This is a genomic window from Pseudomonas sp. GW822-FHT06D10 (assembly GCF_058799535.1).
The window spans coordinates 399,196-424,800 of sequence record NZ_JBXALN010000001.1 but is presented as its reverse complement, the minus strand read 5'-3'; the positions used below and the strand labels follow the sequence as shown (position 1 = coordinate 424,800).

At 69.1% G+C, this 25,605-nt stretch carries 15 protein-coding genes; 6 read left to right on the top strand and 9 right to left on the bottom strand.

The features are described from left to right. Window positions 1–317: 317 nt before the first annotated feature. The 9 genes from AC1RL5_RS01815 to AC1RL5_RS01775 are packed head-to-tail and all read right to left on the bottom strand — an operon-like array spanning window position 318 to window position 18,018. Entirely contained in the window at window positions 318–1,742 is a 1,425-nt protein-coding gene (locus AC1RL5_RS01815) for an isochorismate synthase (RefSeq protein WP_072450099.1), read from the bottom strand. After that, entirely contained in the window at window positions 1,735–2,058 is a 324-nt protein-coding gene (locus AC1RL5_RS01810; RefSeq protein WP_026020138.1) for an isochorismate lyase, read from the bottom strand. Before AC1RL5_RS01810 ends, AC1RL5_RS01815 begins: the two co-directional genes overlap by 8 nt. 23 nt (window positions 2,059–2,081) lie before the next feature. Continuing rightward, the gene (locus tag AC1RL5_RS01805) at window positions 2,082–2,861 is read right to left on the bottom strand and encodes a thioesterase II family protein (protein ID WP_011061770.1); all 780 of its coding nucleotides are present in this window, start codon (window positions 2,859–2,861) and stop codon (window positions 2,082–2,084) included. Beyond that, window positions 2,858–3,973 (bottom strand): saccharopine dehydrogenase NADP-binding domain-containing protein, encoded by a 1,116-nt coding sequence (locus tag AC1RL5_RS01800; RefSeq protein ID WP_492589000.1) that lies wholly within the window; start codon window positions 3,971–3,973, stop codon window positions 2,858–2,860. Before AC1RL5_RS01800 ends, AC1RL5_RS01805 begins: the two co-directional genes overlap by 4 nt. Continuing rightward, the gene (locus tag AC1RL5_RS01795) at window positions 3,970–9,393 is read right to left on the bottom strand and encodes a non-ribosomal peptide synthetase (protein ID WP_492589001.1); all 5,424 of its coding nucleotides are present in this window, start codon (window positions 9,391–9,393) and stop codon (window positions 3,970–3,972) included. The genes AC1RL5_RS01800 and AC1RL5_RS01795 overlap by 4 nt, the downstream gene beginning before the upstream one ends. Further along, window positions 9,390–12,860: a non-ribosomal peptide synthetase gene (locus AC1RL5_RS01790; protein ID WP_492589002.1), complete on the bottom strand. Its 3,471-nt coding sequence runs from the start codon at window positions 12,858–12,860 to the stop codon at window positions 9,390–9,392. The genes AC1RL5_RS01795 and AC1RL5_RS01790 overlap by 4 nt, the downstream gene beginning before the upstream one ends. Next, window positions 12,850–14,616 carry an ABC transporter ATP-binding protein gene (locus AC1RL5_RS01785; protein WP_072450095.1) on the bottom strand — a complete coding sequence of 589 codons (1,767 nt, stop codon included), beginning with the start codon at window positions 14,614–14,616 and terminating at the stop codon, window positions 12,850–12,852. The genes AC1RL5_RS01790 and AC1RL5_RS01785 overlap by 11 nt, the downstream gene beginning before the upstream one ends. Next, window positions 14,613–16,358 (bottom strand): ABC transporter ATP-binding protein, encoded by a 1,746-nt coding sequence (locus AC1RL5_RS01780; RefSeq protein WP_492589003.1) that lies wholly within the window; start codon window positions 16,356–16,358, stop codon window positions 14,613–14,615. Before AC1RL5_RS01780 ends, AC1RL5_RS01785 begins: the two co-directional genes overlap by 4 nt. Then, window positions 16,351–18,018: a (2,3-dihydroxybenzoyl)adenylate synthase gene (locus AC1RL5_RS01775; protein WP_072450093.1), complete on the bottom strand. Its 1,668-nt coding sequence runs from the start codon at window positions 18,016–18,018 to the stop codon at window positions 16,351–16,353. Before AC1RL5_RS01775 ends, AC1RL5_RS01780 begins: the two co-directional genes overlap by 8 nt. 375 nt (window positions 18,019–18,393) lie before the next feature. Between AC1RL5_RS01775 and AC1RL5_RS01770 the strand changes: the two genes are divergently transcribed. The 6 genes from AC1RL5_RS01770 (at window position 18,394) to AC1RL5_RS01745 (ending at window position 25,605) form a co-directional block, all read left to right on the top strand. Continuing rightward, the gene (locus AC1RL5_RS01770) at window positions 18,394–19,296 is read left to right on the top strand and encodes an AraC family transcriptional regulator (protein WP_011061777.1); all 903 of its coding nucleotides are present in this window, start codon (window positions 18,394–18,396) and stop codon (window positions 19,294–19,296) included. 177 nt (window positions 19,297–19,473) lie between these two features. Beyond that, entirely contained in the window at window positions 19,474–21,705 is a 2,232-nt protein-coding gene (locus tag AC1RL5_RS01765) for a TonB-dependent siderophore receptor (protein ID WP_492589004.1), read from the top strand. A gap of 16 nt (window positions 21,706–21,721) precedes the next feature. After that, on the top strand, window positions 21,722–22,594 hold the full coding sequence (locus tag AC1RL5_RS01760; RefSeq protein WP_492589005.1) for a PepSY domain-containing protein: 873 nt from the start codon (window positions 21,722–21,724) through the stop codon (window positions 22,592–22,594). Continuing rightward, the gene (locus AC1RL5_RS01755) at window positions 22,581–23,714 is read left to right on the top strand and encodes an ABC transporter substrate-binding protein (protein ID WP_011061780.1); all 1,134 of its coding nucleotides are present in this window, start codon (window positions 22,581–22,583) and stop codon (window positions 23,712–23,714) included. Before AC1RL5_RS01760 ends, AC1RL5_RS01755 begins: the two co-directional genes overlap by 14 nt. Next, window positions 23,711–24,778, top strand: coding sequence for a FecCD family ABC transporter permease (locus tag AC1RL5_RS01750; RefSeq protein ID WP_011061781.1), 1,068 nt, complete (start codon window positions 23,711–23,713; stop codon window positions 24,776–24,778). Before AC1RL5_RS01755 ends, AC1RL5_RS01750 begins: the two co-directional genes overlap by 4 nt. An 8-nt stretch (window positions 24,779–24,786) precedes the next feature. Further along, on the top strand, window positions 24,787–25,605 hold the full coding sequence (locus AC1RL5_RS01745; RefSeq protein WP_011061782.1) for an ABC transporter ATP-binding protein: 819 nt from the start codon (window positions 24,787–24,789) through the stop codon (window positions 25,603–25,605).

The window sequence follows — 25,605 nt, the reverse complement described above, 5'->3', positions numbered from 1 at the left end:
GATACGCCATCGACACCATCCGCGAAATCGGCATGCCGCTGCGGGTGGTCCATGGCCTGAAGGACGACTACGTACCGCCGCGCCTGAGCCTGGCGGGCAAGGGCTCCGGTCAGGCCATCAACGCCCTGGTGCATTCCTTCGCCATGAACCGCGCCAACTGGCCGCTGTGCGGCTCGCCGGCAAGCCGGCTCCTACGGGTGCACACCCGCTCATCCGTAGGAGCTGGCTTGCCAGTGAAGAGGCCCGCAAGAGCGTCGCATTCCTTCGCCACGAACCGCGCCAACTGGCCGCTGCGCGGTTCGCCGGCAAGCCGGCTCCTACAGGGAGAGGCCGAGCTTTTCGTAGGTGGCGGCCGGTTGCGGGCGCAGGGCTTCGCCGATGGTGCGCAACTTCAGGCAGGTCTCCTGGTATTCGCTCGCCGGGTCCGACTCGCCGACGATGCCGCAACCGGCAAACAGGTGCGCCTGGTTGCCGCGGATCAGGGCGGAACGCAAGGCCACGGCAAACTCGCCATCGCCCTCGGCGTTCAGCCAGCCCACCGGGGCGGCGTACCAGCCGCGGTCCAGTTGCTCATGCTCGCGGATATAGCCCAGGGCCTTGCCCCGAGGCAGGCCGCCCACCGCCGGGGTCGGGTGCAGGGCATCCACCACTTGCAGCAGATCGACCTGGGGCCGCAACCGCCCCAGCACCGGGGTCAGCAGGTGCTGGACGTGGGCCAGGCGGTGCAGTTGCGGCTGCGGGGGAATCTCCAGCATCGCGCAGTAGGGCTGCAGGGCTTCGCGCAGGGTCTGCACCACCAGGGCGTGTTCATGGCGGTCCTTGGCGCTGTCCATCAGGGCCTGGCCCAGTTCCGCGTCCTGCTGCTCATGCTGGCCGCGCGCGCAGGTGCCGGCCAGGGCCACGGTGTTGAGGGTGCCGCGGGCCAGGCGCACCAGGCGTTCCGGCGTGGCACCGAGAAAGCAGCTGTCGCCACGGCTGAAGGCGAACAGGAAGGCCTGGGGATAGGCCGCCCTGAGGTTTTCCAGCAGCGGCCCGCAAGGAATGCTGCGGCTCGCCCGCAGGCAGACTTCCCGGGCCAGTACTACCTTGCTCAGCTCGCCGCCCTGGATCCGCGCGATGGCTCGGGCCACGCAGTCCTGCCAGCGGTCGGCGGCCTGGGTGTCGTCCTCGGCCTGGGTGCCAACGGGCATCTGTGCCAAGGGGGCGTGGGTATAACGCGCCTGCAACAGGGCCCACTCCGCCTCCAGGGCGCCGGCGCACTGGGCCACGTCGGCGCCGGGCTCGACCCACAGGCTGAACAGCCAGTGCTGCTGCTCGCCTTCGCGCAGCAGCAGGATCCGCGGCAGCACCAGGGACGTGGCGGCGAACGACTGCCACTGGGCACTGCGCGGGCCCTGGGGGTCGAAGGCAAAGCCGCCGCACAGGTAGGCCCGCTTGGGCCCCACCTGATGGGCCTGCAGCAGCAACTGGCGCCAGGCCTGGGTACTGGCGGCAAAACGCTCGGCGGCCGGCGGGCTGATTTCTTCGGTGCAGCCGAACCCGGCCAGGGCCAGGGCGCCCTGGTCGCTGGACCAGAACAGGCTCTGGCCGAACACCTGGCGGTTGGCGGCAAACAGCCGCAGCGGCTCCAGGCGCTCGGCGGCCAGGCTGTACACCACCAGCACCGCCCGCCCCCTGCGTCGGGCCAGGGATTCGCCCTTGCGCAGGGCCCGGGTCAAGCCGGACAGGCAGGACTCACTCATCTTGGGCTCCTTGATCCAGCCCGTGCTGACGGCGCCAGTGGCGCACTTGCTGGGCAATGTTCCAGTGGATGATCTGGGCGAACAGCGGCACCACGAACATCGGGTCCAGGCTCGCCTGCTCGGCCCATTGCCGACGTTGCGGGAGCATCGCCGCAACCCGCTCCGGGGCGGCGATGCTGTCCTCGGTCGGCTTGAACTGCGCCGCCGCCTTGACGTAGGCCAGGCGCCGGCCCAGGGCCTGGATGATCTGCTGGTCCATGGCGTCGATACCGCAGCGGACGTCGTCCAGGCCGCTGCACTGCTCGGGTGTCTTCATGTCGGGGTCTACCAAGGGAAAATTCATGGGGTCGAGGGCCAGCACTGCCACGGCTGCTCGCCATGGCCGGCCAGCAGCCGGGTCAGGTGGCGCAGCAGTTCGGCCTGTTGCTCGCGCAGGTAGAAGTGCCCGCCGGGGAAGGCCTGGAAGTCGGTGACCTGGGCGCTGACCTCGGCCCAGGCATAGGCTTCGTCCTGGTCCACCTCGGTGTCCCGGGCCCCCAGGCACACGCTCAGGGGCAGGTCCAGGGCGCGGCCGGGCGCACCGCGGTAGCACTCGATCAGCCGGTAGTCGTTGCGCAACGCCGGCAGGTACAGGTCGCGCAGCGCCGGGTCATCCAGGGGCGACGGCGCACCGTCCGACAGGCGCCGCACATCCGCCAGCAGGTCCTCGTCCGGGCCCAGGTGCAGTTCGCCGCTGCGCTGGCGATGGGGCGCGGGGTGCGCGGACACGATCAACCGTTGTGGCGCCGAGCCCTGCTGCTGCATGCGCGCCGCCACCTCATAGGCCAGGGCCGCGCCCATGCTGTGGCCGAACAGCACCAGGGGCCGATCCACCAGGTCCGACAGGGCCCGGGTGATAGTGCCCGCCATCCACTCCAGGCTGCCGGGCCAGCTTTCGCTCAGGCGCTCTTCGCGCCCCGGGTACTGCACGCTGACCAGCTCGACATCCGCCGGCAACTGGCCACGCCAGTCGTTGAAAAAGCTCGCGCTGCCACCGGCATGGGGCAGGCACACCAGGCGGCAGCGCGGCGGTTGCGGCTGCGGATAACGACGCAGCCAGGCACTGGGAACCTTTCTCACAGCACGCCCTCCTCTGGCTCGACCAGCGCCACAGCGGCGAAGTCGGGCAGGTGCACCCGGGTATCCGGCAGCCAGCGCAGCAGTTGTTCCAGGCAGGCCGTCGCGTCCAGCACCTGGGCGGCGTAGTGCAGCCCCTCAGGCAGATGCGCCCACTGCAGTGCACAGAAGGCTGCGACGCTGCCGGTCAGGCGCGAGCCGTCGCTGGCCCGCAGCCAGGCGCTGGCCTGCTGCTGGCGGCCCTCGCGCAGGCCGTCGATTTCCACCGCCAGCAGTTGATAGGGCCGGCGCCCGGCCACATCCAGGGCGCTGGCCTGCACCAGCGCAGCGATGTTCTGCGCGCTGCTCCGCGCCTCTGGCGCCGAGCCCTGGATACGTTGCAGGGCCGCCGCCAGTTGGCCGCCCTCGAACAGGTTGAAACCCTGACCGTGGCGCACCGGCACATCACCGAACAGGCGCTGCTGCTCGGTGCTCAGGTACGGATAGGCCTGCACCCCGGCCGGTGGCAGCCAGTCGCGTTGCAATGCCTGTTCGGCACTTGCCGTGCTGCGCACCACCTGCCCTTCGCACCAGCCGCACTGGGCCTGGCCGAAGCCGTTGCCCAGGCTCAGCAGGAAATCCTCGGCAGCCGTGGCGGACAAGCGCCCCAGCCCACCGGCATAGCAGCGCAAGGCATCGACCCGCTGGAAGGACTGCGCCAGCAGTTGCGGAAACAGCCCCGAGAGCCCCGGCAGCATGCCCGCCGACAACAGCACCCGGTGCCCCGCCGGCAGCTGTCCCACCAGCCGCTCATGGAGTGGATCGTCGCCCCCCACATCCAGGTAGTCGGCGCCTGCGGCCAGGGCGGCCCGGGCCACCCGATCGAGAATCCGGTAGCTGGGCCCGGCGCAGTTGATCACCAGCGAACAGCCGGCGCAGAAGTCCGCCAGGCTCTGTGGCTCCCACAGGTCCAGGGCGCGCACCTCGGCGCGCGCCCCCAACTGCTGGTTCAGTTGCTCGGCCTGCCGCGGATCGCGTCCACCCAGGCGCAGTGCCACCTTGCCGGCCAGCAACTGCGCGACCTGACGGCCGACGCTGCCGTAAGCGCCGACCAGCCCCATCACCCCTGCCCTCATGCCGCCACCTCGGTGGGTGCATCGAAGGCCTGGGCCACGGCTTGCACCTGGGGCTGCTGCATGCAACTGAAATGATCCCCGGGCACATCCACTACCCGCAGCTCACCCAGGCACAGGGCCTGCCAGTAGGCGCTCATGTCGCGGTGCATGCCGGGCAGCACCTGCACCTCGCCGCTCTGGCGAATGAACAGCATGTCGCCCTGGTACGGCGTGGCCTCGTGCAGGGCTACCGCGGCCAGGCTGTGGCGCAATACCTGCAACTGCTCGCGCAGCCAGTGCAGGTCGCTCAGTTGCGAACCGGCGTGGCGCATGGCCTCGGCAATGGCCTGCAGGCGCTGCTCCGGGGTCTTGTGTGCCAGACGCCGCAGGCAGGCCAGGGCCGGGGCGCACTGGGCATCCTCGCTCAAGGCCAGCAGCGAACCCTGGGGCACGCGCCCCGGAGTCTGCGCCAGCACCCGGGCGATGGTGCGTTCCATGGCCTGTTCATCCTCGGGGTAACCCAGGGCCAGCGGATCGGCCTGCATCACCCGGGCGAACACGTACTCGGCCAAGAGGTCGTCCTCGATCATGAACGGCACCCGGTAGCTGCTGATCACGCTCAGTTGCAGCACCTCGATGGAGCGCGCCGCCAGGCACGCCGCCAGCTCGGTGGCCAGCAGCCCGCCCAGGCAGTAGCCGACGATGCTCACCTGGCGCCGGCCTTCGGCCTGCAGAGTGTCGGCATAACGCTCGGCCAACTGGCGGATCGCCGTGGCCGGCTCCAGGGCCAGGTAGGCCGGCACATCGTTGAGCACCAGCCCTTCCAGGGGCGCTTCTTCCCCCAGGGCGGCAAACAGGGCTCGGTACGGCGCCAGGGTGCCGCTGCCGTCGTGGACGAAGATCCGCGTCGGGCCCTGGGCCTTGTCGCTGATGCGCACCAGCGGCGAATCGCCCTCCACGCCCTGGCCTCGCAGGTAATCGGCCAGGGCCGCCACCGTGGGCTGGTTGATCAACTGGCGCAGCAGGTCACTCCAGGGCAACTGCCGGGCCTGGGGCAAGGCTTCACGCAGGCGGCCCACCACCTGGGCCACCAGCAGCGAGTCGCCGCCAAGCTCGAAGAAGCCCTGGTCACGGCCCACCGCCGGCACCCGCAACAGGGTCTGCCAGACCTCGGCAATGCTGCGTTCCAGCTCATCCACGGGCGCCGCGCCGCTGCTGGCCTGCTGCTCGGGGCCGGCCACGCCGATCCGCGCCAGGGCCTGGCGGTCGACCTTGCCGTTGGCGGTCAGGGGCATTTCATCGAGGATCTGCCAGTGGCTCGGGATCATGTACTCCGGCAGGTGCCGGGCCAGATGGGCCCGCATCTGCTCGGGCTCCAGGGCCTGGCGCTCGCTCTTGAAGCGGGTGATGAACAGGTGCTGGCCGATCTGCGACATGGCGTCATCGGCCCCGGGCAGGCACAGCGGGGTCTCGCCTCCGGCCTCCAGCAGCAACTGCTGCCACTGTTCGCGGCGGATGAAGGTGGTATCCAGTTCGGCCCGGAAATCCTCGAAGGCGGTGAGGCCCTCCTTGAACTCCATGGACGCCATGATCTGGTAAGTGTCGCGAGTGGCCTCGATGAAGATCAGCCAGCCGCCCGGGGCCAGCATCTCCCGCAGCCGCGCCAGCACCCGGCTGGCGTGCCGCGAGTTGTGCAGCACGTTGGCGCAGAGGATCACGTCCAGGGAGTTGGCGGCCACGCCCTGGGCCCAATGGTCCTGGTTGAGGTCGAACAGCCCGTAGCTGACCCAGGGGTAAGCGGCGAAATGTTCCCGGGCCTCGTTGAGGAAGAACTGCGACAGGTCGGTGAACTGGTAGTCCACCGCCAGCCCGTCCAGGGCCGGGATCAGGTCGGCGCTGGTGCCGCCGACCCCGGCGCCGATCTCCAGCAGGCGCAGGCGCTGGCCGGCCGGACGCTGGCGGATGATCTCCTGCACCGCGGCGCACACCGCCTGGTTCAGGTACTGGCTGATCAGGTTCTTGCGGTAGGCGCCTTCGGCGGTGTCGGTGCGGCCCTGGGGAAACAGCAGGTGCAGCGGGTCCAGTTGGTCGCTCATCAGCGCCGGCAGTTGCTCCTGGCTTTCGCGCAGGTAGCGCAGCACTTCGCCGCCCCAGCCCACGGACGGTTCCAGGGCATCGATGCGCTGCCATTGCTGGCGGTATTCCTCGGCCGATACCTGCAGGCCCGAATAACGCCCGGTGTGCAGGTCCCGGTGCACCAGGCCTTCCCGGGCCAGGGCTTGCAGCCAACGGCGGATCAAGCGCTGGTTGCGCGGCGCCACCTCACAAGCCGCGACAATCTCGTCCAGGGCATGGCTCTGCCCGGCACTCTCGAACAAGCCGGGGCGTTGCAGGGCCAGGCCCATGGACAGCAGTGCGGCGCGCTCGACACAGGCCGACATCTCGCTCACCAGGGCATCGCTCAAGCCGCCGCGCACGGCTTCGGCCGCCGCCTGGGTGCGCGCCTGCAACTGCGCCGGCCAGGCGATCGGCGTGTCCCGCAGGCTGGCCCGCAGGCAGGCTTGCAAGTGCCGCTCGAAGGCGCCCTCGCCCGCTGCAACCACCACCGCGGACTCCACATGGGGATGGCTGAGCAGCGCGCTTTCCACCTCCGCCAGTTCAATGCGGTGGCCACGGACCTTGACCTGGAAATCTTCGCGGCCGAGGAACTCGATCAGGCCGTCGTCCAGGTAGCGCCCCAGGTCGCCGGTGCGGTACAGGCGCTCGCCGCTGCGCGGATGATCGACAAAGCGCTCGGCGGTTTTCTCGGCATCCCCCAGATACCCCAGGGCCAGACCGCTACCGGCGATGTACAGCTCGCCGGCCACCCCTTGCGGGCGATCCCGGCCCTGCTCGTCGAGCACCATGAAGCGCTGATTGGCCAGGGGCATGCCGTAGGGAATGCTGCGCCACTGGGGGTTGACCTGGGTAATCGGATAGTAGATCGACCAGATCGCCGCTTCGGTGGCGCCGCCGAGGCTGATCAGCCGCAGCCCGGGCAGTAGCTGGGCGGCCTCCGCCGGCAGGTTCAGGGGGATCCAGTCTCCAGACAGCAGCGCCAGGCGCAGGGAACCGGGGGCCATGGATGGCACGGCCTGCAGGTAGTGGGTGAGCATCTGCAATTGCGCCGGCACCGAGTTCCACAGGGTCACCCCGTGTTCCCGGACGCACTCGGCCCAGTGCGAAGGGTCGGCGCGGCGTTGCGGGTCCGGCAGCACCAGGGCGCCGCCCACGGCCAGCAGGCCGAAGATGTCATACACCGACAGATCGAAGCCCAGGCTGGCCAGGGCCAGTACCCGGTCTTGGGCCTCGATGGCAAAGCGCTGGTTGATGTCGACGATGGTATTGAGGGCCGCCTGATGGTTGATCATCACACCCTTGGGCACCCCGGTGGAGCCCGAGGTGTAGATCACGTAGGCCAGTTGCTGCGGGTCGATGTCCAGGCTCGGCAACGCCCGTTGTGCCGCCCGCGGGCCCTGGTCCACCGCGATCACCTGGGTCACCCGCGCCGGCCAGCACAGGCTGTCGCTCAGCCAGGACTGGCTGAGCACCCGGGCGACCTCGGCGTTGTCCAGGATCAACTGGCGCCGGGCCTCGGGCTGGTTGGTGTCCAGGGGCAGGTAGGCGGCCCCGGCCCGCAGGATGCCGAGCACCGCGATCACCTGTTCCAGGCCCTTGTCCATGCACACCGCGACCCGCTCTCCAGGCTGGCAGCCGGCGTCGAGCAAGGCTTCGGCCACGGCTTCGGCGCGCCCGGCCAGTTCGCCGTAGCTCAGTTGCGCGGCGCCCTGGATCAGCGCCACACGCTCGGGAGCAGCCGCGGCCTGGCGCCAGAACGGCTCATGCAGCAGGCCGGAGGGCAAAGGCGCGGCAGTCTGGTTCACCAGCTCGCGCTGCAGACGCTGGGCCGCCGGCAACTCCAGGCAGTCATCCAGGGTCCAGGCCGAGGGCTCCCGGGCCAGGCGCTTGAGCAGGCGTTCGAAGGTGTCGAACAGCGCATCCAGCAGGGTCTCGCTGAACACCCCTTCGCGGATGTCCCAGTTGATCGCCAAGCCGTCGTCACGCTCGCTGACCTGGCAGTCGATCAGCACCTGGGGTGTCTGGCTGATGCCGAACACCAGCTCGGCACCGGGCATGAAGGCCCCGCCGCCGCTCTCGCCGCCGGCCCCCAGGGTGCTGGTGAAGGCGTAGGGCATCAGCGCCGCGTCCTGGCCCTTGCGCCGCGCCAGCTCGCGCAGCACTTCGATACCCGAACACAGGCGATGGTCCATGTCCTGCCACAGGCGCTCCTGCAGCTGCTGGCTGCGCTGGCCGAAGCTGCCGCCTTGCAGGGTCTGCACTTCCAGCAGTTCCACCGAGCTGAAGTCCCCCACCAGGCGATCCACCTGGGGGTGCAGGGACAGGCGATTGAGCAGGGTCAGGCTCAGGCAGAAGTGCCCGCGCCGGCTCCAGCGGCCCAGGGTTTCGGCATAGGCCGAGAGGATCGCCGCCGACACACCGACCCCGGCCGCCGCCGCGTTCAGGCGCAAGGCATTGCAGTCCCGGGCCTCCAGGCCCATGGCCCGGCGCTGGAAGCGCGGCCCGCTGGGCGGCCCCAGCAATGGCAGTTCCGGCGCACCCGGCAGGCTGTCGACCCGCGCCCACCAGTAGTCGCGATCACGCTGGTAGCGCGGCTGCTCGCGCAGGCGGCGCTCACCCAGCACATAGTCGCGAAAGCTGATCTGCGCCGGCGCCGGCAGGCTCTCGCCGCGGTACAGCTGCTGCAGTTCGACCAGCAGCATGCGCACGCTCTGGTAGTCGCACACCAAGAGGTCCACTGACAGGTGCAAGCGCGAGGTGTCGCGGCCCTGGCTCACGCACAGCTCGATCAGCGGCCATTGCTGGGGCGGTGCACGGCGCAATTCCATGCGCTCGCGCAAGGCCTGCAAGGCGCTGCCGTCGTCCCGGCTCAGGTCGTGGCGGGCGATGGAGTAATGCGGCACCTGGGGCAGGATGCGCTGGTAGCCCTCCTCCAGGACCACGGCCCGCAGCATCTCGTGACGCGCGATCAACTGGTTCCAGGCCTGCTCCAGGCGCACCGGGTCCAGGTCCTTCTGGGCGAACTCCAGGTAGCCGTGGCAGGCCACGCCGCCGTAGCTGAAAGCCGTGGTGCGGCCCAGCAGGTAGGCGGCCTGCACGTCGGTCAGCGGGAAGGGTTCTTCCCGGGACGAATGGTCGGCCTCCAGGGTCGGCATCTGCGCCGCTTGCAGCTGTTGCAGCAGCGCCTCCTTGTGTTCGCGCAGCTGTTGCAGGCGCGCCTCGTCCATGACCCCGGCCGGGGCCCGATAGCGCAAGCGACCCTGTTCTTCCCAGAGTTCCACACCCAGTTGTTGCAGATCCTGTTGCAGTTGCTGCAGCGTCATAACACGCCCTCCACCATTGCGTTCTGATTGACGGGCCGCTGTTCCCGGCGCGAGGCAAGCAACTGCCCCTGCAGGGCCACGGTGGCCGCGTTGAAAAAATCCTTGAGCGACAGTTCCAGCTGGAACTGCCGGGCGATGCGTTCGATCAACCGGGCCGCCAGCAGGCTGTTGCCGCCCAGGGCAAAAAAGCCCTGGTGCCGGCCCACCTGCGGCACCTCCAGCAGCTCCTGCCAGAGCGCGGCCACGGCCTCTTCCCATTCCCCTTGCGGCGGCTCGGCACTCTGCGGCTGGATGCCCCGGCGCTGCTCCTGCAGCAGCCACAGCAAAGCCGCGCGATCGACCTTGCCGTTAGTGCTCAGGGGCAGTTCCGGCAGGCTCAGCCAGAGGTCCGGGAGCATGTGTTCGGGCAGCCATTGCCCCAGCCACTGGCGCAGGGCCTGGGGTTCGGGCAGCGGCTCCCGGGCCAGCAGCACCGCCGCCAGCTGCGCTTCGCTGCCGGGCAGCACCAGGCTCAGCGCGCGGTCGATGGCCGGGTGGCGCTCCAGGGCCACGTCGATTTCTGCCAGCTCGATGCGAAAGCCGCGGACCTTGACCTGATGGTCCAGGCGCCCGAGAAACTCCAGGCTGGCGTCGGCCCAGTAGCGGCCCTGGTCGCCGGTGCGATACCAGCGCCGGCCCTCGTGCTCGACAAAGCGCTGGGCGCTGAGGGTCGGCAGGCCGCGATAGCCGGCGGCCACCCCGGCACCGCCGATCCACAGCTCGCCGGGCACCCAGTCCGGGCAGTCACGGCCCTGGCTGTCCACCACCCGGAAGCACTGGTTGTCCAGGGGCCGCCCGTAGGGGATCGAACGCCAGTGCCCGGGCACCTGCGCCACGTCCTGGTAGTTGGACCAGATCGCCGCCTCGGTGGCGCCGCCCAGGGCCACGAACGGCACGCGGTGGCCCGCCGCCCGCTCCAGGCGCCGTGGCAGGTCGAGGCCGACCCAGTCACCGGAGACCATGGCCAGGCGCAAGGCTCCCAGGCCGCCGTCGTCGCGCACTTGCAGGGTCAGCATGTCCAGCAGCGCCGGCACCGAGTTCCACACACTCACCCGCTGTTCGCGGATCAGCCGCAGCCATTCCCGGGGCTCCTTGCGCAGCCCGTCCGCCGGCAGCACCAGGGCGCCGCCGACACTCAGCAGGCCGAACAGGTCGTACACCGACAGGTCGAAATCCAGGGCCGAGACCCCCAGCACCCGATCCTCGGCGCTCACCTGGTAGCGCCGGTTGATGGCGGTGATGGTGTTCATCGCCGCCTGATGGGACAGTTCCACGCCCTTGGGTTCGCCGGTGGTGCCCGAGGTGAAGATCACGTAGGCCAGGGCATCCGCCGTCATCTCCAGGGGTTGCTCCAGCGCCGGTGCGACAAGCGCCTGGGCCAGGGTCACCACCCGCAGTTCGGCGAGCCAGATACCGCCCTCGCGGTGGGCCTGATCGGTGATCACCACCCGCGCCCCGGCGCGCTGGTAGATCATGTCGCGGCGCGCCGGCGGCTGCTCGATGCCCACCGGCACATAGACCGCCCCGGCGGCAAGGGTCCCCAGCACCGCGACCACCTGGTCGCGGCCCTTGGGCAAGGTGATCGCCACCGCGTCACCCGGCTGCACGCCCCACTCGCCCAAGGCCCCGGCCAGTTGCAGGGCCTGCCGGGCGAGCTCGGCGTAGCTCAGGCTGCCCTGCTCGCAGATCAGCGCCACGGCCTCGGGGTTCAGGCGCGCCTGCTGGAAAAAGCCCTGGTGCAACAGCTGCGCCGGGGTCGCGTGTGCGGTGGCATTGACCTGCTGGCGGCGCTGCTGTTGCGCCGCCGGCAGCGGCAAGGGCGCCACCTGCTGCCAGTCGTTGGCGCACAGCCACAACAGCAAGGCGCGGTAGGCGTCGAACATCTCGTCCAGCAGGCCTTCGGGGAACAGCGCGTCCACCGCGTCCCAGTTCAGCAGCAGGCCGTCGGCCAGCGGGTAGCTCTGGTGGTCGAGCCAGACCTGGGGCGTCTGCGACAGCGCCCAGCCCGGTTCGCCCAGTTGCTCGCGGCAGGTGGAGTCGACAAAGGCCGGGCCCAGGTTGCAGGCGAACACCACCGGCGCGCCCTGGCCACCGCCCTGGCGCAGCCGCGCCCGCTCGCGCAGCACCTCGACCCCGGGCCAGGCGCTGTGGGCGATGTCGCGGTGCAATTGAGCCTGCAACGCCAGGGCCTGCTGGCTGAAGGGCGCGGGCTGGCGCTGGTCGACCTCCAGCAGCACCAGGTTGGAAAAGTCCGCCAGCAGATGAGGCACGCACGGGTGCAGTTCCTGGCGATTGAACAGCGGCACGTTGAGCAGGAAATGCTGGCTGGCGCTCCAGCGCCCCAGCACCTGGGCATAGGCGCAGGCCAGCACGCTGGCCAGGGTCAACCCGTGCTGCCGGGCGCGCTGCTCCAGGGCCTGCAACTGGCCCTGGTCCAGACGCATGGCCAGGCGGCGAAAACGCGCAGTGCCGGCGTTCTGCGGTTCCTGGGCCAGGGGCAGTTGCGGGCCGTCCGGTAGCTCTTCCAGGCGCTCCAGCCAATAGTTCCGGGCCGCCGCCAGCAGTGGCGCGCGCGCCGCCTGTTCGGCCCGCAGGTAGTCGGCGAAGTTCCAGTCCAGGGCCGGCAGGCTGTGCTCCTGGCCGGCATGGATCAGCGCCAGGTCGCGCAGCAGGATGCCAATGCTGAGCACGTCGGCCACCAGCAGGTCGATGTTCAGGTGCAGGCGGCTGCGGCCTTCGGGCAGCAGGCTCAACTGCACATCGAACACCTGCCCGCGGCTGACCTCCAGGCACCGGTGCGAGAGGTTTTCGCGGATCTGCTCCAGGGCCTCGGCAGCCCCGACGCAGGAAGCCTGGCGCAGGTCGTGGACGGTCAGCCCGGGCCAGGGGCTCTGGGGCAGGATGCGCTGGCAGGTGTCGCTGATAAAGCACGCCCGCAGCATCGGATGGCGCTGGCACAGGCGGCGCAGGGCCTGCTCCAGGCGCTGGGGCTCCAGGCCCTGGCCGTCCAGTTCCTGGTACAGGTGGCAGCCGACGCCGCCCAGGGGCATGCCCGGATCGCGGCCGAACCAGTAGGCCTGCTGCAATGGGGTCAGGGCGAAATCGCTGTTGCCAGGGGCGCTGGCCACGGCCTGCAGGTGCGGCGTCGCGAGGCCACGGCGAGCCTCGATCAGCGCCCACCAGGCGTCCAGGGTCGGTTGCTGGATCAGTTCGGCGAAGCTCAGGGCCACGCCTTCGGCGGCCAGCAGCGCCGGCAGGCGCATGATGCTCACCGAGTCGAGCCCCTGCTCGATCAGGGAGGCCTGGGGTTCAAGATCCTCGGCGCTGTAGCCGAGCAGCCGGGCAATGCCTTCGCAGAGTCCTTGGGGTGAATGACTCAGGCCGGCGTCCGCTGGATGAGCGCGTGCCAGTGCTGGGTTATCGGTCATGGTGGACGTTCCTTTGGGGTACGGAAGGGGGTTGGCGCAGGCGCCAGCGATTGATCGCCTCGCGCTCGTGGAACAGCTCGCGATAACGGCCCGGGGCCGCCATCAGTTGGGCGTGGGTACCGCGCTGGGCCAGGTGGCCCTGCTCCAGCAGGAGGATCTGTCCGGCGCTGGGGGCCAGGGTCGGTTTGTGAGTCACCAGCAGCACCGTGTGCTTGCGCGCCAGTTGCAGCAGGCAACGGTTGACCCGGGCCTCGCTGATGGCATCGAGGGCCGCGGTGGGTTCGTCCAGCAGGATCAGGCTGGCGTCCTTGAGCAGCACCCGGGCCAGGGCCAGGCACTGGCGCTCGCCCCCGGAGAGGCTGACGCCGCCCTCGCCGACCCGGGTCTGCCAGCCCTGGGGCAGGCGCTGGGCCACAAGGTCCAGGCCGGTGGCTTGGGCGGCGTCCATCAGTTGGCTGTCGCTGGCCTCGGGGTCGCCCAGGCGCAGGTTGTCCAGCAGGCTCGCAGCCAGCGGCGGACAGTCCTGGAACATCAGGGCGATGGAACGATCGCGCTGCGCGGCGGACAGTTGGCGCAGGTCGACACCACCCAACAAAATGGCGCCGCTATCGACATCGCTGAACCGCGCCAGCAGGCGCAGCAGGCTCGACTTGCCGGAGCCGGAGGCGCCCACCAGCAGGTTCAGCGAGGCCGGCGCCAACTCGAAGCTGATGCCCTGCAGGATCACCTGCTCCTGGCGCACCAGCCCCAGGTCGCGGACCTGCACCTGATGCCCCCGGGGTTCCTCGGGCTGGCTCGGCTCCGGCAGCGCCGGCAGGCGCAACAAGTGGCGCAAACGGTTCAGGCCATGGCGGGTCTGGCGCAAGGTCGTGCCGAGGTTGACCAGGGTGCCCATGGGCTCCACCAGGCAGGTGGCGAGCACCGCCAGCGCCAGGTACTGGGCCACTCCCAGGCTGCCACCGAGCACTGCATACAGGCCGCACAGCAGCATCGCGGTGTAGCCGGCCTGGAGCACCACCGCCAGCCCCAGGGCCGCCGGAAAGGTCCGCCAGTGGGCCCGACGCTGGGCCCGGCGCTGTTGCTGCAAGGCCTCGGTGAGCAGGCTGAAGCCTTCGCCGGTGCGGCCACTGGCACGCAGCAGCGGCTGCTGGCGCAGGAACTCCAGGACCCGCGCCGCCGCCTCGTTGGCCGCCGCCTCACTGCGGCTTTCGGCCTGGCCGCCCCAGCGCACGCCCCAGTGGTAGAACACCAGCAGCAGGGGCACGCTGGCCAGGGCCGCCAGGGCCATGGTGCGGTCATAGAAGAACAGCGCCACAAGCAGCGCCAGGGGCGTCAGCAAGGCGTTGGCCATGGGCTGCAACAGGTGCGCCGGGGTGCTCATGATCTGCAGTACGGTGTGGGTCACCAGCCGATTGAGCTCGGCGCTGCGGCGCTCGACGAACCACTCCAGGGGCAGGCGCACCAGTTGTTCGCCGATGCGCAGGTTCAACGACTGGGCCGCCGCGGCGCCCGCGCGGTAGCCCGCCAGTTGCGCATGCCGGCGCAACCCCAGGCACAGCAGCGCGAAACCGGCAAAGGCCCCGGCCCATCGCCACGGCGCCTGCCCGGCAGCGGCATCGAACAGGCTGGCAAAGGCCATGGGCAACAGGGCCAGCGCCGCGCCCTGGGCCAGGGCACTGGCGGCCATGGCCAGCAAGGCCCGGCGCAGCAGGCTGGCTTCGGCCGGCTGCAAACTGCGTAACAGTGCGCCAATCATGCCTGCTCCCCCGCCGTTTCCACGGCGCAGAACTGCTGCGCCGCCCACAGCCCGGCATACACCCCCTGCTGCTCCAGCAGGGCCTGGTGCCGGCCGCATTCCACCAGTTGCCCGGCCTGCAGCACGGCAATCTGGTCGGCATCCTGGATACTGCTCAGGCGATGGGCGATCACCAGCACCGTGCGCCCCGCCGCCAGCCGCGACAACGCCTGCTGGATCGCCGCTTCGGACTCCGGGTCGCTGGCGGCGGTGGCTTCGTCCAGCACCAGGATCGGTGCCTGGCTGAGCATCGCCCGGGCAATGCCCAGGCGCTGCACTTCACCACCGGAGAGCTGCACGCCACTGCCCAGCTGGGTGTGATAACCCTGGGGCAAGGCGGTGATACGACTGTGGATCTGCGCCGCCCGGGCCGCCTCCTCGGCCTCGGCCAGCGTGGCCTCGGGACGCCCCAGGCGCAGGTTGTCCAGAACGCTGCTGCGCAGCAGGCGCACGTCCTGGAAGACAAAGGCCACCTGGCGATAGAGGGTCGCGCTGTCCATGTCCCGCAGGTCGACGCCGCCGATGCGGATGGCCCCGGCGCTGACGTCGGCAAAGCGCGCCAGCAAGGTGGCCAGGGTCGACTTGCCAGCGCCCGAATCCCCCACCAGGGCGGTCAGGGTCCCCGGTTGCAGGCACAGGTCGATGCCGTGCAGCACCTGGGTGCCGTCGGGGTAGCTGAAAGCCACTTCATCAAAGATCACCTGATGCCCCTCGGGCTCCCGGGAGAACGCCGGCTGCGCCTGCACCGGGGTACTCAGCACGGTGCTGATGCGCTGCGCCGCCGCCCGGCCCTGGACCAGGGAATCGGCGCCATGCCCCAATGCCGCCACCGGCGCCGCCAGGGCCGGGCCAAGCAGGGCGAACGGCAACAGTTGCACCGGGTGCAGCCAGCCGGCCGCCGTCAGCGCCACCCCGGCCACCAGCACCAGGGCCAGCACCAGCAAGGGCGACAGCAGCACCTCGACACTCGCCCCCAGGCCCGCCCAGCGCTCCACCCACTGGGAGAAAAAACGCCCGAAACCCTGCACCGCGCTGACGAAATCCGCCTGCACCCGCTCGGCACGGCCGAACGACTTGACCATGGCGATGCTCTGCACAAAGTTCAGGGTCGCGGTGGACAGGTCGCCCAGGGCCGCCCCCAGGCGCTGGCGCTCGGCCTGATAGGCCGGGGTGCGCATGACCCGCAAGCGCCACAGCGCCAGCAATGGCGGCAGCAGCACCACCAGGGTCATGGGCAGGCTCACCGTGAGCAGGTAGACCAGGCTGGCCAGGGGCACCACCAGCGCCGCCACCAGGTTGTTGGGCAGGTGCGCCACCAACTGGTGCAGGGCGCCGACATCATCCAGCAAGGCCCGTTCGGCGGTCTCCCGCTGCTGGCCGAACCAGGCCAGGGGCACCCGTGCCAGGTGCGCGGCGATGCGCTGGCGCAGTTGGCGTTGCAGGTCGCTGTCGGCCAGGTGGGTGATCTGCAATGCCGCCGCCAGCCCCAGCAGGCGCAGGAGCAAAGCGGCGGCGCCGGCCAGCAGCCAGAACTGCGCACGCTGCGCATCCAGCTCGCCGGCCAGCAGCAGCGGCGCCAGTTCGGCCACGGCAATGAACGGCAACAGCCCCACCAGCGCCGCCAGGGCCTGCAGCAGCATGGCCGCCAGCAGGCGCCCGCGCACCGGGTGCAACAGGTCGCAAAGTCCTTGTCGTTCAGCCACGGGCGCCACTTCCCTCCAGGGGTTCGGCCTGGGCGCCGAAGTACAGGGCCTGGATCGCCTCGCGCAGGTGCTTGCGGCTGACCTTGCCGACCCCGGTCTGGGGGAAGGCCGGGATGAACTCGAAGCGGTCCGGCAGCTTGAACGCCGCCAGGCCCTGGGCCCTTAGGTGACGCAGCAGTTCCGGGGCCCGGGGCGCGGTGCCGCGGGGGATGACGAAGGCGCAGGTGCGTTCGCCCAGGAAGGCATCAGGCATCGCCACCAGGGCGATGTCGGCCACCGCCGGGTGGCTGAGCAGCAGGTTTTCCACTTCTTCGGCAGCGATCTTTTCGCCCCCGCGGTTGATCAGGTCCTTGTCGCGCCCTTCCACCATCAGGTAGCCGTCGGCGGTGAGCATGACCCGGTCGCCGGTGCGGTAGAAACCATCGGCCGTGAAGGCCTGGGCGTTGTGCTCGGGGTAACGGTAGTAACCGCGGATGGTGTAAGGGCCGCGGGTCAGCAACTGCCCCACCTGCCCCACCAGCACCGGCTGGTCGTGCTCGTCCACCACACGAATTTCGTCCGCCGGCGACAGCGGCCGGCCCTGGGTGTGCAGCACCCGCTGTGGCGGGTCCTCGGGGTCGGTGTAGCAGATCAGCCCCTCGGCCATGCCGAACACCTGCTGCAGGCGGCAGCCGAGCACCGGTTCGATGCGCCTTGCGGCCTCGTAGCTGAGTTTGGCGCCGCCCACTTGCAGCAGTTGCAACGGCGCCAGGCCACGCCCGCGGGCCTGGGCCGCTTCCAGCCAGACCAGGGCCAGGGGCGGCACCAGCGCGGTGTGGGTCACCCCCTGGCGCTCGATCAGTTCGAAGCAGACTTCCGGGCTCGGCGAGGGGCTCAGCACCACCCGCCCGCCCACCGAAAAGGTGCCGATGAACCCTGGGCAGCACATGGGAAAGTTGTGCGCCATGGGCAGCGCCACCAGGTACACGCTGGCCTCGGACAGGCCGCAGCGCTCGGCACTGGCCCGCAGGTTGTAGAGGTATTCGTGGTGCCGGCGCGGGATCAGCTTGGGCACCCCGGTGGAGCCGCCGGAGAGCTGGAAACAGGCCACCGCGTCGGCGCTGGGGGACGGGAAGGTGCGCGCAGGCGCAGGCTCATACAGGCTGTGCAAGGCCGTGAATTCCTCGGCTTCGCCGGCGACTACCACCCACTCCAGCTGCGGGTTGCGGTCCTTGAGGTCGCGGGCCATGGCCCGATAGTCGAAGCTGGCGTCCCGGTCGGCGCAGAAGTAGGCCCGGGCCTGGGCGAACTCGCAGAAGCGGCCGATTTCCAGGTGCCGGTGGGCCGGCAGCGCGAAGATCGGCCGCACCCCGAGGCGGTAAAGGGCAAAGCAGACTTCGACGAAGGCCGCACTGTTGGGCAGTTGCAGCACCACGTTGTCGCCGGCCCGCAGACCCAGCCGGTACAGGCCGGCGGCCAGTTGGTCGACCCGCAGGTCCAGTTGCCGGTAGCTCAGGTGCTGCTCGCCTTCGGTCAGCGCTTCACGCTCGGCAAAGGCCTGGGCGGCGCTGCGCAGCAGGTCGCCAAAGGTTTCGTCGCGCCAGTAGCCGGCCTGGCGGTAGCGCTGGGCGAAGTCTTCGGGCCAAGAGGGGCAATCCTTGAGGTCATCGAAAGTGGACATGCTGTCTCCTGATGTTTTTTACGCAAAAAGCGGCCCTGGACCTGAAAGATCAGGCCCCTGGAATGAGCTGGGAATCCGCCGTCAGGGTTGGCGGGAATGAAGAGTTGCCGGCGGTCCTGCGGCGCTGTCGAGCAAGGGGTCGTCCATGGGAGGCTGCCGTGCCTGGAAATGAGAGTGATTATTAATAGGCAATTTGCCGGACCCGGCAATCGGCAGGACATTCGTTTGCGCGGCTTTTTCTTTTGATTGCGCGGCGCGCCCCGGAAAGAGCCCGGCAGGACGGAGCTCGAAGGCTAAAGGATAATCATTCTTAATTACAGAAAGACAATTTCCTGCTAGCGTATGGCCTCTTTTCAGGTCCACAGGGAGTTCGCCATGCTCAGCCCCAACGCTGCGCCGCAGCCTGTCAAAAGGGATTCCACCCTGCACTTTCCCAACCCGCAGCACACCGGGTCGGCCGCTGTAGTCCCGGAGGTCACCCTCTCCACCGGGACCGTGCTGATGGACAGCCAGATGTGGATGCAGGAGCCGCTCTGGGAAGGCCTGAAAATCATCCTGGTGCTCAGCGGCCAGCTCAATTGCCGGGTCGAAGGCCAGCCCGAAGTGGAGATCCGCGGGCCGACCCTGTGCGCCGTGGCCAACCAGGGCGAGCACTGCGGCGACCACCTGTTCGCCAGCGGCGTGCCGGTGCGCTACACCACGGTGCAGCTGGACTTCCCCTCGATCCGCAATGTCGGCCTGGAACCCGAGCGCCTGCTCGATCAGCGCGGCGGCGGCCCGATGCTGTTCTGCCAGCCGGCGAGCAAACCGCTGCTGGCCCTGGCGCAACAGATCTTTACCTGCCCGCTGCAGGGCCCGACCCGTTCCTTCTACCTGGGTGGCAAGGCCCTGGAACTCACCGCCCTGGGGGTCGAGGGGATTCTCGCCCAGGCCGAATCCAGGCCACTGCAGGACAGCCCGTGCAGCTCGGCGGACATCGAGCGCATCCATGCCGCCCGTGACCTGCTGCTCAACTCATTGCAGGATTCGCCTTCGCTGTCGGAGCTGTCGCGCCAGGTGGGCCTGAACCCGCGCAAGCTCACCGCCGGTTTCCGTCAGGTGTTTGGCACCAGCGTCTATGCCTACCTGCAGGAGCAGCGCCTGGGAGAAGCCTATCGCTTGCTGGCCAGTGGCGAGACCAATGTCTCCAGCGCGGCTTATCGGGTCGGCTACAGCCCGGCGCATTTCTCAACGGCCTTTCGCAAGCGCTTCGGGGTGTCGCCCAAGTCCTTGCGTTGAGCCCGCTCCTGCTCGAGCCTGCTCCATCCAAAGCTGCGCCTGGTGATCCGGGCGCCCTCCCCGCGCCGTACCGCAAACGAAAGAAATGGTCGCTCAAGCCAAAGTTTTAGCCCGCAACCCAAGCTCACAAATGAGATACGTTTGCATTCTCATTTAATCCCCATCACGGAGTGAAGCATGGGTAGCCGCGTTGCGCACCGAAACACCTCAGGTTGTCCCGTCAATTGTGTGGTCTCGCGTCCGGCTCTGGGCCGCAACCCGCTGGCGTGCCTGATCCACGGCCTGGCCCTGGGCCTCTCGCTGACCCAGGCCGGCGCCGCGCTGGCCGCCGATGGCGATACCGACCAGGACCACGCCCTGACCCTGGACACCAGCGTGATCAGCGCCACCCAGCCCGACTCCGCCACCGGGCCGCAGGCCGGTTACGTGGCCAAGCGCAGCCTCAGCGGGACCAAGACCGATGCCAGCCTGAGCGAAATTCCCCAGTCGATTTCCGTGATCACCCGCGACCAGATGGATGCCCAGCAGGTGCAGTCGGTGAACGAGGCGCTGCGCTACACCGCCGGGGTCCAGGCCAATACCACCGCCGCCAGCCAGCGCTTCGACACCCTCTCGATCCGCGGTTTCGACGTCACCACCGGCATGCTCCGCGATGGCCTCAAGGGCAATACCGCCCAGGCCTGGCCCAAGGTCGAAGCCTATGGCCTGGAGCGCATCGATGTGCTCAAGGGCCCGGCCTCGGTGCTGTTCGGGCAGAACTCGCCGGGGGGCGTGGTCAACCAGATCAGCAAGCGCCCGCTGGACAAGCCCTTCCATGAAGTGCAGATCCAGGGGGGCAGCTTCGACCGGGCCCAGGGCCAGTTCGACTTCAGCGGGCCGCTGGACGATGAAGGGCAATTCCTCTATCGCCTGGTGGGTCTGGAGCGCGACAGCGGCACCCAGTTCGATCACATCAAGGACGACAAACAGTACTTCGCGCCCTCCTTCACCTGGAAGCCCAACGACGACACCAGCCTGACCCTCCTGGCCGACTACACCCAGGACACGTTCGGCGCGCCGCGGGTGTTCCTGCCGGCCCAGGGCACCCTGCTTGGCAACCCCAATGGCAAGGTCAAGCACAACGTCTTCCTCGATGAACCGGGGCTGGACAACGACCGCACCCAGTACTCCCTGGGCTACCTGCTGGAGCACCGCCTGAATGACGTCTGGAGCCTCAATTCCAGCGCCCGCTACGGCCACGTCAACCTGCTGACCAACACTGCCAGCGGTAGAGCCCTGGAGCCCGATCTGCGCACGTTGAAACGCGATGCCTATCGCTTTCGCATCGTCGGCGACACCTACTCCCTGGACAACAATGCCCAAGCCCGCTGGAACCTGGGCAGCACGCAAATGGTGTCGCTTTTGGGGATCGACTACCGGCGCACCCGCGAGGACTACTACCTGCGCGGCGGCGCGGCTTCGCCCATCGACATCTATAACCCGGTGCACGGCGGCGTGTTCGACCCCAGCACCCCCTTCACCAACACCGTGCAGCGCGCCGATCAGGTCGGGGTCTACGCCCAGCAGCAGTTCACCTTCGATGAGCATTGGGTGCTCACCGTCGGCGGACGCCAGGACCGCTCCAGCGCCCGTACCGATAACCGCATGAACGACAGCGGCAGCAAGCAGGACGACGAAAAGTTCACCTACCGCACCGGGCTGGTGTACCTGGCGGACAACGGCCTGGCGCCCTACATCAGCTATTCCACGTCCTTCGACCCGGTGCTGGGCACCAACTTCTACGGCACGCCGTACAAGCCCACCAGCGCCAAGCAATCGGAAGTGGGGCTCAAGTACCAGCCGCCGGGCATCGACAGCTACATCACCCTGTCGCTGTTCGACCTGACCCAGGAAAACGTCAAGACCGCCGATCCCGCCAACCCGTTGAATACCCTGCAGACCGGCGAAGTGAACGTGCGCGGCATCGAGCTCGAAGGCAAGGCCAGCCTGGCCCGGGGCCTGGACCTGCTGGCGGCGCTGACCTACAACGACGCCGAGGTGAGCAAGAGCAACAACCCGCTGGAGAAGGGCAAACGCCCCACCGACACCCCGGAAAAAATGGCCTCGCTGTGGGCCGACTACACCTTGCCCGAAGGCCCCCTCAACGGCCTGGGCTTTGGCGCCGGGGTGCGTTACATCGGCTCCACCGAGGCCGATGCCGCCAACACCCAGCGCGTGCCCTCCTACACCTTGCTGGACGCGGCGGTGCACTACGACTTCGACAAGCTGATCCCGGCGGCCAAGGGCCTGCGCCTGGCGGTGAATGCCACCAACCTCACCGACAAGCGCTATTACGAAGGTTGCTCGCTGACCAATTGCAGCGCCGGTTATGACCGCAGTGTCATCGCCAGCCTGCGCTATCGCTGGTAAGCCGCCGATGCTGTCCATGCGTGATATCTGGCTCAGGCTGCACCGCTGGCTGGCCCTGTGCCTGGGGCTGTTCCTCGCGCTGCTGGGCCTCAGTGGTTCGCTGCTGGAGCTCAAGGGGCCGATCCTGCGCTGGGAGGTCGGTGCGCAGATGCTGCAACTGGCCCCTGGCGAGCATGGCGCGCTGCTGCAACAGGAAGCCTGGATCAGGGCCGCCTCCGACGCCTACCCGCAATTGCACAAGGTCTTCGGCGCAGCCCCACCGCGCCAGGGCTTTCTCGAATCGGACAATGTGATCGTCTTCGGTGCCCTCAAGGAGCGTCCCGGCACCGGCATCGCCATGATCGATCCTTATAGCGGCGAACCCCGGGGCTTCTTCGTCTTCGAGGACCTGTGGCTGGCCAAGCTGGTGGCGCTGCACCGCAGCCTGCTGCTGCCGCCAGCCTGGGGGTCGAACCTGGTGCTGCTCTGTGGCCTGGCGCTGCTGGGCTCCCTGGGCAGTGGCCTGTACCTGTGGTGGCCGGGCCGGCGCAGCTGGTGGAAGGCCGCCAGCCTGCGTCCCGGCAGCCGGGGCAACCGGCGCCTGCGGGAATGGCACAACGTGGCGGCGGCCTGGCTGTGCCTGCCGCTGCTGCTGATTGCCGGCAGCGGTGCCTGGCTGGCGCGCCCCGACCTCTTCACCTGGCCCGGCGCCCAGCCGATGGCGATCAAGCCGCTGTTTTCCGCGGCCCACGGGCATTTGCTGCTGGGCACCCCCGGCGCCTGGCTGGCTTTTCTCTGCGGTATTTCGTTACCCCTTCTGTACCTCACCGGCCTGCTGCTGTGGTGGCGCAAGCGCGCTGCCCGCCGGGCCGTCCAATCGTTCAAGGAAACTAGCCATGACACACCGTGATTTCTTGCGCCGGGCCCAGCGCGGGCTCTTGCTCGGCCTGCTGCCCCTGGGCCTGCTATGGGCCGCCACGGCCAGCGCCGCGACCCTCACCGATCTGGCCGGACGCCAGGTCCAGGTGCCGGAGAAGGTCGAGCACATCCTCCTGGGTGAAGGCCGGATGATCTATTCCCTGTCGCTGCTCGAAGGCCAGAACCCGTTCGCCCGTCTCGCCGGCTGGCAAGGGGACTTTCGCGGCCTCGACGTGCAGGGCTACGAGGCCTATCACAAGGTCTTCCCCCAGGCCGACAAGGTGCCGCTGGTGGGCGGCACCTCGGCCGAGACCTTCAGCGTCGAAAAGGCCCTGGCGGTGCACCCGGACCTGGCGATCATGGCCCTGAGCGGCGGCCATGGACCCGGCCCCGACAGCGAGGCGGTGAAACAGCTGGAGGCCGCCGGGGTGGCGGTGATCTTCGTCGACTTCAGCGACCATCCCCTGAGCAACACCGTGCCCAGCATGCGCCTGCTGGGCCAGGCCCTGGGCCGTGAGCAGCGGGCCGAGGAATTCATTGCCTTCTATCAGCAGTCCCTGGCCAAGGTCACCCAGACCCTGGCCAAGGCCGGTACCGTCAAGCAGCCGAAGATCTTCATCGACATGCTCGCCGGGCTGCAGGACTGCTGCGGCTCCCCGGGCACCGGCAACTTCGGCGAGATGATCAAGCTGGCCGGCGGCCACAACATCGCCGACGGGCGCATACCCGGCCCCATTGGTGTGCTCAACGTGGAGTACATCCTCTCCAGCGACCCGGACGTATACGTGGCCACCGGGGTCTTTGCCGCCGGCCAGGGCGGCGTGACCCTGGGTTATTCCGCCACCTTGCAACAGGCCCGGGACAGCCTGCGCCAGGCCGCCAACCGCCCGCCGCTGAATGAACTGCGAGCGGTGCGCGAAGGCAATGTGCACGGCTTGTGGCACATCTTCTATGACTCGCCGGAACACCTGATCGCGGTCCAGGCCCTGGCCAAGTGGCTGCACCCGGAGCTGTTCAAGGACCTGGACCCGGACCAGACCCGCCGCGAGCTGTACCAGCGCTTCATGCCGATTCCCGCCAGCGGCGTGTTCGCCACGAGCCTGAAACCATGACCCAGGCTGCCACCGACGTGGCGGACAACCTTGCCGCCGGCCATTACCAGCGACGCCACGGGCGCCGAGTGCTGCTGTTGGGCGGGCTGGCCCTGGCCCTGCTGCTGTCCCTGGCCCTGGACATCACCACCGGGCCTTCGGGGATGAGCCTGTCGCGCCTGCTGCAGGTGCTCTGGGACCCGGGCTCGATGCCCCGGGTGGAAGCGGTGATCGTGTGGAACGTGCGCCTGCCTTACGCCCTGATGGCGGTGCTGGTGGGGGCCGCCCTGGCCCTGGCCGGCGCCGAGATGCAGACCGTGCTCGACAACCCCCTGGCCAGCCCCTTCACCCTCGGTGTATCCGCCGCCGCGGCGTTCGGTGCAGCCCTGGCCATCGTCCTCGGCCTGGGCCTTCCCGGGGTGCCGGCGCAGTACCTGATCTCGGCCAACGCCTTCCTCTTCGCCCTGGCCTCAGTGGCCTTGCTCTACCTGCTGGCACGCTGGCGTGGCTTCGGCGTGGAAAGCCTGGTGCTGTTCGGCATCGCCCTGGTGTTCGCCTTCAATGCCCTGGTGGCGCTGCTGCAATTCGTCGCCACCCAGGACAGCCTGCAGCAACTGGTGTTCTGGACCCTGGGCAGCCTGGCCCGGGCCTCCTGGGAAAAGCTCGCGGTACTGGCCCTGGCGCTGTTGCTGTGCCTGCCCTTCTCCCTGCGCCAGAGCTGGGCCCTGACCGCCCTGACCCTGGGCGAGGAACGGGCCCGCAGCTTCGGCATCGACGTCGGTCGCCTGCGCCTGCTGTCGCTGCTGCGCATCAGCCTGCTGTCGGCCCTGGCGGTGTCCTTTGTCGGCACCATCGGCTTTATCGGCCTGATCGCCCCGCACATCGCCCGCCTGCTGGTGGGCGAAGACCATCGGCTGTTCCTGCCGGCCAGCGTGCTCAGCGGCGGGCTGATCCTGTCCATGGCCTCCATCGCCAGCAAGGCGCTGATCCCCGGGGTGCTGATTCCGGTGGGTATCGTCACCGCCCTGGTGGGCATTCCCTTCTTCATGGCCATCGTCATGCGCAACCGTCGAGGTGTCCTGTGAAGCCGCCTGTGTCCTCCAACGCCGGCCTGTGCACCGCCGGCCTGAACATGCACTACGGCAACCGCCAGGTGCTGTGCGACGTGGCCCTGCCGCCCCTGGCCGGGGGCAGCGTGACCGCGCTGATCGGCCCCAACGCGGCGGGCAAGTCGACCCTGCTGCGGGGCATCGCCGGGTTGCACAAGACCTCGGGCCAGGTACTGCTGGACGGCGTCGATCTCAACCGCCTGCCCCAGGTGGAACGGGCGCAGCACATCGTCTACCTGCCCCAGAGCCTGCCGGAACGTACCCGCCTGTGCGCCTTCGAAGCAGTGCTCAGCGCTGCCATGGCCGGGCATCGCACTGGCGGTTTCGCCCCTGGCCGGCCCAGCGCGGCGGTGTTGCACGGGGTCGAACAAGTGCTGCAGGACCTGGACCTCACCGCCCTGGCCGACCGCCCGATCGACGCCCTCTCCGGTGGCCAGCGCCAACTGGTGGGCCTGGCCCAGGCCCTGGTGCGCCAGCCCCGAGTGCTGCTGCTGGACGAACCCACCAGCGCCCTGGACCTGTACCACCAGTGCCAGGTAGTGGAAGCCATCACCCGGGCCACCCGCGAGCGCCAGTTGATCACCCTGGTGGTGGTCCACGACATCAACCTGGCCCTGGGTTTCAGCCAGCAGGTGGTGGTGCTGCACCATGGCCGCCTGGCCGCCGCCGGGCCGGCCCTGGAGGTGATCAACCCACAACTGCTGCGCGACGTCTACGGCGTCGACGCCAGCCTGGAACAGGTACGCGGTCGACCGCTGGTGATGGTCGACGGCCGCCTGCCCTCTCACTCAGCCCTGGGATAA